Origin of the sequence: Novosphingobium malaysiense (assembly GCF_000802225.1) — a bacterium.
GTDB lineage: Bacteria > Pseudomonadota > Alphaproteobacteria > Sphingomonadales > Sphingomonadaceae > Novosphingobium > Novosphingobium malaysiense.
In genome coordinates, this window is record NZ_JTDI01000002.1 from 254,753 (window position 1) to 263,671 (window position 8,919).

13 protein-coding genes and 1 pseudogene are annotated in these 8,919 nt (G+C 63.9%); 9 read left to right on the plus strand and 5 right to left on the minus strand.

What is annotated here, in order from left to right; all coding sequences use genetic code 11:
• The 3 genes from LK12_RS06135 to LK12_RS06145 all read left to right on the plus strand — a co-directional run bounded on the left by LK12_RS06135 (window position 1) and on the right by LK12_RS06145 (window position 1,697).
• Window positions 1–534 carry a nuclear transport factor 2 family protein gene (locus tag LK12_RS06135; RefSeq protein ID WP_039280737.1) on the plus strand — a complete coding sequence of 178 codons (534 nt, stop codon included), beginning with the start codon at window positions 1–3 and terminating at the stop codon, window positions 532–534.
• A gap of 223 nt (window positions 535–757) precedes the next feature.
• Entirely contained in the window at window positions 758–1,063 is a 306-nt protein-coding gene (locus LK12_RS06140) for an usg protein (protein WP_156135416.1), read from the plus strand.
• A 76-nt stretch (window positions 1,064–1,139) separates the two neighbouring features.
• Complete coding sequence (locus LK12_RS06145; RefSeq protein WP_039280738.1) at window positions 1,140–1,697, plus strand: NADPH-dependent FMN reductase; 558 nt, start codon at window positions 1,140–1,142, stop codon at window positions 1,695–1,697.
• Here the strand turns inward: LK12_RS06145 and LK12_RS06150 are convergent.
• The 4 genes from LK12_RS06150 to LK12_RS06165 all read right to left on the minus strand — a co-directional run bounded on the left by LK12_RS06150 (window position 1,679) and on the right by LK12_RS06165 (window position 4,445).
• A complete protein-coding gene (locus LK12_RS06150) occupies window positions 1,679–2,482 on the minus strand; it encodes a GDSL-type esterase/lipase family protein (protein ID WP_052223218.1) in 804 nt (267 codons plus the stop codon). The two genes, LK12_RS06145 and LK12_RS06150, sit on opposite strands and share 19 nt — an antisense overlap.
• A 6-nt stretch (window positions 2,483–2,488) precedes the next feature.
• Complete coding sequence (spt, locus tag LK12_RS06155) at window positions 2,489–3,730, minus strand: serine palmitoyltransferase (RefSeq protein WP_039280739.1); 1,242 nt, start codon at window positions 3,728–3,730, stop codon at window positions 2,489–2,491.
• A gap of 11 nt (window positions 3,731–3,741) precedes the next feature.
• Entirely contained in the window at window positions 3,742–3,981 is a 240-nt protein-coding gene (locus tag LK12_RS06160; protein ID WP_039280740.1) for an acyl carrier protein, read from the minus strand.
• A gap of 101 nt (window positions 3,982–4,082) precedes the next feature.
• Complete coding sequence (locus tag LK12_RS06165; protein ID WP_039281599.1) at window positions 4,083–4,445, minus strand: response regulator; 363 nt, start codon at window positions 4,443–4,445, stop codon at window positions 4,083–4,085.
• On the opposite strand from LK12_RS06165, the gene LK12_RS06170 reads away from it, so the two are divergent.
• The 5 genes from LK12_RS06170 to LK12_RS06190 are packed head-to-tail and all read left to right on the plus strand — an operon-like array spanning window position 4,439 to window position 7,804.
• A complete protein-coding gene (locus LK12_RS06170; RefSeq protein WP_331454128.1) occupies window positions 4,439–4,795 on the plus strand; it encodes a DUF3572 domain-containing protein in 357 nt (118 codons plus the stop codon). The genes LK12_RS06165 and LK12_RS06170 overlap by 7 nt on opposite strands.
• Window positions 4,792–5,439 carry an HAD family hydrolase gene (locus LK12_RS06175; RefSeq protein ID WP_039280742.1) on the plus strand — a complete coding sequence of 216 codons (648 nt, stop codon included), beginning with the start codon at window positions 4,792–4,794 and terminating at the stop codon, window positions 5,437–5,439. The genes LK12_RS06170 and LK12_RS06175 overlap by 4 nt, the downstream gene beginning before the upstream one ends.
• Window positions 5,432–5,896, plus strand: a complete 465-nt coding sequence (locus LK12_RS06180) for a RidA family protein (protein WP_039280743.1) — start codon at window positions 5,432–5,434, stop codon at window positions 5,894–5,896. Before LK12_RS06175 ends, LK12_RS06180 begins: the two co-directional genes overlap by 8 nt.
• On the plus strand, window positions 5,868–6,665 hold the full coding sequence (locus LK12_RS06185) for a glycerophosphodiester phosphodiesterase family protein (protein ID WP_039280744.1): 798 nt from the start codon (window positions 5,868–5,870) through the stop codon (window positions 6,663–6,665). The genes LK12_RS06180 and LK12_RS06185 overlap by 29 nt, the downstream gene beginning before the upstream one ends.
• Complete coding sequence (locus tag LK12_RS06190) at window positions 6,662–7,804, plus strand: GNAT family N-acetyltransferase (protein WP_039280745.1); 1,143 nt, start codon at window positions 6,662–6,664, stop codon at window positions 7,802–7,804. The genes LK12_RS06185 and LK12_RS06190 overlap by 4 nt, the downstream gene beginning before the upstream one ends.
• A 7-nt stretch (window positions 7,805–7,811) precedes the next feature.
• On the opposite strand, the gene LK12_RS06195 is transcribed toward LK12_RS06190, so the two are convergent.
• Entirely contained in the window at window positions 7,812–8,147 is a 336-nt protein-coding gene (locus LK12_RS06195) for a hypothetical protein (protein WP_039280746.1), read from the minus strand.
• 294 nt (window positions 8,148–8,441) lie between these two features.
• Here LK12_RS06195 and dksA point away from each other — a divergent pair.
• A pseudogene (dksA, locus tag LK12_RS06200) lies at window positions 8,442–8,901 on the plus strand (RNA polymerase-binding protein DksA).
• Window positions 8,902–8,919 lie beyond the last annotated feature (18 nt).

The window sequence follows — 8,919 nt, forward strand, 5'->3', positions numbered from 1 at the left end:
ATGACACTTGATGCCAAGCTCGCCGAAATGGTGGACCGCCACGAGATCCATCAGGTTATGCTGCGCTATGCCCGCGGGCTCGACCGGCTGGACAATGCCCTTGCCCGGTCCTGCTACTGGGACGATGCGATCGAAGACCATGGCCACTTCGTCGGCACGCCGGACGCATTCATTTCCTGGGCGGACGGGACAACCCTGGCGTTCGAATCCACCCAACACGCGGTGATGAACCATTTCTGCGACCTGCAGGGGGACGATGCCTATTGCGAGACCTACTACCACTTCTCGGGCGTGACGGCGGAGGGGCCGAACTTCATGTCGACCGGTCGCTACATCGATCACTTCCAGAAGCGCAACGGCGAATGGCGCATCGCCAACCGGGTGACGATCGTCGAGGGAACCTACGACGTACCCAAGCCGGCGCAGGCCCCGTCACCGATGACGGCCTACACGGCCGAGGAGCCGTGCCAGGCGACGCGCGACCGCAACGACGTGAGCTACCACCGCCCGCTCAGACCGCGCCAGCCGAAGTAGGGCATGGCGTTGTGAACCCCGTTCGTGTCGAGCGAAGTCGAGACACGTCAAACCTGCGCTATGGTGTCTCGACTTCGCTCGACACGAACGGAACGCCTGGGGCGGATTATCTAAAGCCCAACCCCGCATTTTCCCTGTGTCGTCGCACACTTGACTGCAGGCAAAGCTGTGCCATTCTTCTCATGCTGCACCGCAATATGCGTGCGGTGCCGGAAGGAGGTCTATGGCTGGTCTACTGGATGGAGCATCACACGGATTTCGCGCATCGCCTGATTTCATCAGGCAGATGGAAGGCTACGGCCTTACGACCGTAGAAGTCCACTACTTCCTCCCGGACCACCCCAGGCTCCTGCAGCTTTTCGCTTTCCAGCAATACGACGAAGCCCCGACGTTTCCCGTCCTCAAGAAATTCCTCGACTACTGGACCCGCGAGATCGAAGGCCCGCTCCACTCGGTGCGGGTCGCGCACAAGCGGCTGATTGGTCCGCAGGAATGGCAGGCGGTGGACGGGGTGATCTCGATCCACTGAAGGAAAGCCGGAGGAGGCGGTTGGAACGCGATGGTGGGCGGCGGGTTGCACTCCTGTATTGCAACGGGAGCTCACCATGCCGCTCAAGATCGCCGTCGTCGTCGGCAGCCTTCGCGCCGAATCCTTCAACCGCAAGCTGGCCGGAGCCCTGACCCGGCTCCCGGCGGCATCGGGGCATCGGTTCAGCTTTGCCGATATCGGGGCGCTGCCGCTCTACAATCAGGACGACGACAGCGACCAGCCTGCCGCCGCCAAGGCGCTGAAGGCGCTGGTTTCGAGTTCGGACGGGGTTCTGTTCGTCACGCCGGAATACAACCGGTCGATGCCCGGCGTGCTGAAGAACGCCATTGATCACGGCTCGCGCCCCTATGGTGAAAGCTGCTGGGCGGGAAAGCCGGCTGGCGTTATCGGCACTTCGCCGGGCAAGCCCGCCACGTCGATGGCGCAGCAGCACTTGCGCAACGTGCTGGCCTACCTAGACATGCCCACGCTCGGCCAGCCGGAAGCCTTTGTCCAGTGGAGCGACGACCTTCTGGCCGAAGACGGTTCCGCATCACAGGCTTCCGCCGAGTTCCTGAACGGCTGGATGGAAGCGTTTGTCGATCTCGTCGAGGTTCATGTACCCGGTGACTGATCGGGAGCCGCCGAGAGAGGTTCGTCAGTAGTCTTCCGGGCCCGGCGCAGGGCGTCGTCGAACACGGGCTGGAGCGCACGATAGCCCTCCGCCGTCAGGTGCAAACCGTCCTCGCCGAACAGTTCCTCGCGCCTCGTCCCGTCGGGGCGCACGAGGACCGAGTGGTAATCGGCCAGGCCAAAGCCGTGCGTCTGGGCCAGCTTGCGCAGCACGGTGTTCAGGCTCGCCACGTCCGGGGCGGGATCGCCCGGCTTGTATCCGGCAAAGTCGCGCATCGGCGGGACAGTGCCCAGTACCACCACGGCTCCATGCAATCTCGCCAGTTCGGTCATGTTAAGCACATTGCCTTCGAACTGCTCGATGGTGAAAGGGCCGTTGAGGCCCAGCAGGTCGTTGGTGCCAAGGAGGATGTGAACGATTCGCGGTTTCAGGGACAGGGCGTCCTGGCGAAAGCGCAACAGGACTTGCGCGCTCGACTGCCCGCCGACGCCGCGCTTGACGATGCCGGTGGTTTGCCCAGGCCACCGTTCCGTCAGCGAATCGCCGATCATGACCACTTCGGGCGATGGGGCGTTTGCCAGCGCCAGATTGTCCTCGCGATAGGCGCACAGGGCGGCCCAGTCGTCGAAGTCGCTGCCGGTGACCGAACGACCCTCCGCGGTGCAGGCCCGATCGGTGAGACCGATCAGCGCGGCGCGCTGGCTCTGGTGCCAGAATGTGAGGCCCAGGAAGACCGCAACGGCCAGCGCAATCCCTGTCAGGACGATGCGGGGCCGCAGAACCATTGGGATTTAAGCGCCGAGAATGCCTGTTGCCTTGCCGGCCCGGGTGAACATGCCGATGATCTGCTGGACCTGCTCGGCCGAATGTTCGGCGCACAGCGAGCAGCGCAGCAGGGTCATGTTCGCGGGCGTTGCCGGCGGCCTTGCAAGGTTCACGTAGAGCCCCTCGTGCAGCAGCGCTTCCCACATCGCCGCGCCCTTTTCGAGGTCGGGCATGATCACGGCAATGATCGCGCTCTGCGGTTCGTCGGTGCCGATCTGGAAGCCTGCGTCCTTGAGGCCCTTGTGCAGCGTCTTGGAGTTTTCCCAGAGGTGGGCGCGCTTGTCGCCGGCGTGCATCAGCTTGCGGATCGAGGTTGTCGCGGTGGCAACAACGCTCGGCGGCAGGCTGGCGGTGAAGACATAGGGGCGGCAGACGAGGCGCATGATCTCGAACTTGGGATGGTTCGAGACGCAGAAGCCGCCGACCGTGCCGACCGATTTCGAGAACGTGCCGATCACGAAGTCGACTTCGTCGAGGCAGTCCTGGTCCTCGGCCACGCCGCGGCCCTTGGGGCCGATGAAGCCCATCGAGTGCGCTTCGTCGACGAGCACCATGGCGCCGTATTTCTTGGCAACGGCGATCATCTCCTTGAGCGGCGCGATATCGCCCAGCATCGAGTAGACGCCTTCGAGGATCACCAGCTTGCCCGCTTCGGCGGGAATGCGGCGCAGGCGCTTTTCCATCGCCTCGATGTCGTTGTGCTTGAACGGCACCACTTCGGCATCGCCCATCTTGCAGCCGTCCCAGATCGAGGCGTGGCTGTCGATGTCGAGGACGATGTAGTCTCCCTTGCCGGCGATGGTGGAGATGATCCCCAGATTGGCCTGATAGCCGGTCGAGAACACCATGGCATGGTCCATGCCGTAGAAGTCGCATAGCGCCTGCTCGACCGCCTTGTGCCCGGCGTAGGTGCCGTTGAGCACGCGGCTGCCGGTCGTGCCCGATCCGAAATCGTCGAGCGCCTGCTTGCCCGCTGCGATCACGTCCGGATCGAAGGTCATGCCCATGTAGTTGTAGGTGCCCAGCAGGATCGTCTCGCGCCCGTTGCACACGGCGACGGTGGGCGAGATGACGCGCTCCATCACCAGGCCGAAGGGATCTTCCTGGCCGGTGGAGAGCAGGTTGCGGCGCATTTCGATCAGCGGATCGAACTTGCTGAACAGGTCCACGTGCGCGGCCGTTTCGTTTTCGCTGAGCATGTCTGTCATGGGCGGGTCCTTCAGCCCTGCAATTTCACCACGGCATCGACGAGCTGGCCGTAGGTCTCGATTTCCGCCTGCTGGTTCATCGAGATGATGATGTCGAACTCGTCCTCGATGGCGGCCACGAAATCCATGACCGTCAGGCTGTCGAATTCCAGATCGTCGGTAAAGCGCGTCTGGTCGGTGATCGCCACGTCCTTCTTGTTGAAGGGTTCGATCAGCGCGGCGATCCGTGCCGAGGTCTCTTCGCGATCCATGGTGTCTTAACTCCGATAGGTCCGGACGGTTCTCTTGCCGGGAAATGCGGCGCAAAAGCGGCGTAAGTGTATCATGTCAAGCGCGATGGGCCGATCGGCCATCAGATCAGCGCCTTCACGGCCTGCATGAACGGGCCGATCGAAACCGGCTTGGCTAGATAGCCTTCAGCGCCTGCGTCGCGGATTCGTTCCTCGTCTCCCTTGCCGGCATAGGCGGTGACGGCTAGCATCGGGATCGTTCGCAGGGCCGGGTCCTTCTTGGCCGTCTCGATGAGATCGAGCCCGGAGACGTTGGGAAGCTGGATATCCATGATGATCAGGTTGGGCACGAATTCCCGCGCCCGGTCCAGCGCATCCAGGCCGTCGGCCACGGGTTCCACCGCGTAGCCCTGGCTCTTGAGCACGTCGCAAAAGAGCTTTCGATTGAGGTCGTTGTCCTCGACAACGAGGATTCGCTTTGCCATTCGACGCCCGAGCACCATGTTATGGGTGTGAACCGCTCTATGCCAGGCAAGCGAGGCTGACAATTCTTAGAGAGCCGCCATCCCCGGACAATGGTCCGGGTCAGGACCCGCAGGCCCTGGCCCTCAATGCGCTCGGCTGGGTGCTGGGCGACAGCGACCGGGCCGCCCGTTTCCTCGCGCTCACGGGGCTGACGCCCGACGATCTGCGCGCATCGCTCGACAGCCCGGCGACGCTGGGTGCAGTGCTCGATTTCCTGCGGGCGCACGAACCCGACCTGCTGGCCGCAGCCGATGCCCTCGGCGTGGAGCCGGCGGTACTGGCGGGAGCGCGCGAAAGGCTGGGCGCATGAACCGGCCGCTACTGATCACCGACTGCGACGAAGTGCTGCTCTACATGATTTCGCACTTTCGCGAATGGCTGGCCGAGGAAGAAGGCGTCACCTTTGATTTCGGCCGGGGGGAGTTCTTCCGCTCGATGCGCCGGGTGGATACCGGGAAGCGGCTCGAACAGGAAGAGATGTGGGCGCTGCTGGGCAAGTTCTTCGATCACCAGATGCACCGCCAGACGCCGGTACATGGTGCCGTGGACGCCATCGCCGCGATTCGCGAGCAGGCTGACGTCGTCGTGCTCACGAACCTGATGGACCACCGGCAGAATGCGCGGACCCGCCAGTTGGCGGACCTTGGCATCGACGTGCGCGTCTTCACCAATCAGGGCCCCAAGGGGCCGGCGCTCAAGGCAATTCTCGACGAGTACGAACCGAGCCGCGCGGTGTTCGTGGACGATCTTTCGCAGCACCACGGATCGGTGTTCGAGGTTGCGCCGCAGGTGCGCCGTCTGCATCTTTGTGCCGAACCGCAGATTGCGCCGCATATCCCCTGTGCGCACGAGGCCGGCCATGCCCATGCACGCATCGACGACTGGGAAAGCGCGCTGCCCTGGCTTCTCGAAAGCCTGACTTGCGATGAAAAGGACCTGCAAGCGAATGAGTGAAATCGAAGACCGTCTTGCCCGGCTCGGCCTGACCCTGCCCGAGCCCGCCGCTCCGGTGGCCGCCTATGTGCCGGTCGTCGTGGCTGGTGGAATGGCGCACGTTTCGGGCCAGCTCCCCTTTGTCGAGGGCAAGCTGGTGACCGGCCGTCTCGGTGAGAACGTGTCGCTGCAGGACGGCGTGGTCGCCGCGCAGGCCTGCGGCGTGATGATCCTGGCCCAGCTCAAGGCGGCCCTCGGGTCGCTGGAGCGGGTCGAGCGCGTGGTCAAGCTGGGCGCCTTCGTCAATTCCACCGGTGACTTCACTGACCAACCCAAAATCGCCAACGGCGCTTCGGAACTGATGGTCGCCGTCTTCGGAGAGATCGGAAAGCATGCCCGCAGCGCCGTGGGCGTGCCGGTACTCCCCTTGGGCGCCGCCGTCGAAGTGGATGCCATCGTTGCTGTTCGCCCTGCTTGATCGCTGGCTTTCGCCGCCCCCCGTTCCGCGCAGGATCGGGTGGATCAGCGAATACCACTATGCCCATCGCGGGCTGCACGACGCGGGCGTGCCGGAAAACTCCCTCTCGGCCTTCGCCCGCGCGGCGATCGCCGGCTACGGCATCGAGCTCGACGTCCAGCGCGCGAACGACGGGACACCGGTGGTTTTCCACGACGACACGCTGGACCGGATGACGGCCGAGACAGGGGCCCTATCCCGGCGCAGCGCGGTGCAGCTCGGGACGATGGCGTTGGCGGGAACGGCGCAGACCATTCCCACGCTGCGCGACGTGTTGAAGGAAGTGGGCGGCCGTGTGCCTGTCCTGATCGAGATAAAGTCCGATCGTGCGGCGCGCATTTCCGCCCTATGCCTTGCCGTGCGCCGGGTTCTCGAAGGTTATGCCGGGCCGCATGCAGTGATGAGTTTCGATCCGCGGGTCGCCCATTGGTACGCGAAGCATTCCCCCCATACGGTGCGCGGCCTTTCCATAACCGAAGGCGATGACCGCGCGCTTCCCGGCAAGCTGCGCCGTCGCCTCGCCCTGTGGCATGCACGGCCCGATTTTCTCGCCTACGACGTGCGCGACCTTCCCAGCCGTTTCGCGGCAAGTCAGCGCCAGCGCGGTCTGCCGGTCGTGGCGTGGACGATCTGTTCCGCCGAGCATCGCCAGCGTGCCGAAGATCTTGCCGATGCCGATATCTTCGAGAGCGGCGCGGCGCCAGAAAGAGGGGCAGTCCGGCCAGCGTGAGTGAAGGCGCATTCACAGCGAAAGTGCATGGTTCGGTCGGGGAACTTCCGGCCGGCGAATGGGACGCGCTGACGACGGGCGACAATCCTTTCGTCAGCCATGCCTTTCTTGCCGCGATGGAGGACTCCGGCAGTGTCGGTGGACGCAGTGGCTGGACACCGGCGCCGATCGTGATCGAGGGGGCTGACGGACGGTTGGCGGGGGCACTGCCGGCCTATCTCAAGGATCATTCCCAGGGCGAATACGTGTTCGATCACGCCTGGGCGGACGCCTGGCACCGGGCTGGCGGATCCTATTATCCGAAACTGCAGATATCGGTGCCCTTTACGCCCGCGACCGGGCCCCGGGTGCTGACGCGTCACCCCGAGCTGGGCCTGCCCCTGCTGCGGGCTGCGGAAACGCTCTGCCGGGAACATGGTCTGTCGTCCGCGCATGCGACCTTCATCGAGCCGGACCAGGTCGAAACGTTCGAGCAGGCGGGCTGGCTGCTGCGCGAAGACATCCAGTTCCACTGGGAAAACCGCGGCTATGCCAGTTTCGAGGATTTTCTGGCGGTGCTGTCATCGCGTAAGCGCAAGGACTTGCGCAAGGAGCGCGCGAAAGCGCAGGATGGCGTGGAAATCCGGGCTCTGCGCGGAGAGGAGATCAAGGAGCAGCACTGGGAGGCGTTCTGGTGGTTCTACCAGGACACCGGGGCGCGGAAGTGGGGGCGGCCCTATCTGACTCGCGAAGCCTTTTCGCAGCTGGGCAGGACGATGGGCGACCGGATCCTGCTGGTCATGGCCTTCATCGATGGCGAGCCGGTTGCCGGCGCGCTCAATTTCATCGGTGGCGAGGCGCTATACGGCCGCTACTGGGGGGCCAGCATCGAGAAGCCGTTCCTGCACTTCGAACTGTGTTATTACCAGGCAATCGATGCCGCCATAGCCCTTGGCCTGTCCCGCGTGGAAGCGGGTGCCCAGGGCGGCCACAAGCTGGCTCGCGGCTACGAGCCGGTGCGCACGGTTTCGGCGCACTACATCGTTCATGAAGGGCTGAGGGCGGCCGTCGCCGATTATCTCGAGCAGGAAAGGGCCGGCATTGCGCGCGACCAGATCTGGCTCGGTGAACGTTCGCCGTTTCGCAAGGCGGAGCGCTGAAGCGGGTTCAGGCGGCCTTGCGGGTGGAAGCGGCGAGCCATTCGCGCGCGCGGCGCTGGGCTTCGGCGATCTCGCGCGCAGTCATTTCCTCGGCCACTTCGGAGCGGCATGCGCCGGCTTCCTCATGGCCGCTGACGGCGGCGAGATTGAACCACTTGTGTGCTTCGATCAGGTCGCAACTTGCCCCGTGGCTGCCGGTCGAGAACGCGACGCCGAGGTCGAAGTATGCGGTGTAGTCGCCTTGCGCCGCGGCAGCGAGACTTTCGGCCACAAGCAGGTCTTCGGTAAGGTCGGCGGCAGTGGCCGGTGAGACGCAAAATTCCTTGTTCCAGGCAGAATCCATTTTCTTTACCCCCTGTAATCGTTCCCCGTATTCGAACTTCGATGCGGGCACGCTGGAGCAGGTCTGGTCAAGAAATGGTTAACGCTGTGTGGGAACATTTGCGCAACCATGCGCGAGTGTGCCGGATTGAAACCGTCTTCAGGTTTTTTGTGGACGGCGGACCATATGTGCTTGTGCGTGGAAATCTGCGGACTTATAGGGCCCGCGAACCACGGATCGTTTTACGGTTGTCGGAAAAAATCCGGAGCTGCAGGGCGTTGGCGGTCCGAGGAGTAACGTGCGGAGTTTCTCTGGATGGCAACGGCCCTTTCTGACGATATCGATGTACTCGCCAAGGCGAAGCGGGCGATTGGTGGCGCGTATATCGCCACCGAAGACGAACCCTATATGAGCGAGGCTCAGCAGGACTACTTTCGTAGACTGCTGCAGGCCTGGAAGCGTTCGATCCTCGACGCGGCTGCCGGAACGCTGCAGCAACTGCAGGACGGACCTATCCGCGAACCCGACCTCAACGACCGCGCTTCGAGCGAGACCGATTGGGGGATCGAGTTGCGCACGCGCGATCGCCAGCGCAAGCTCATCGCCAAGATCGACGCGGCGCTGCGCCGAATCGAGGAAGGTGAATACGGCTACTGCGAAGTCACCGGCGAGCCGATCGGCCTCGGCAGGCTGGAGGCGCGTCCCATCGCGACGATGACGGTCGAAGCCCAAGGAAGCGCATGAGCGCCGAGAAAAGGTCTCCCGCGACGATTGAGGAACCGGGCGCCTTTGC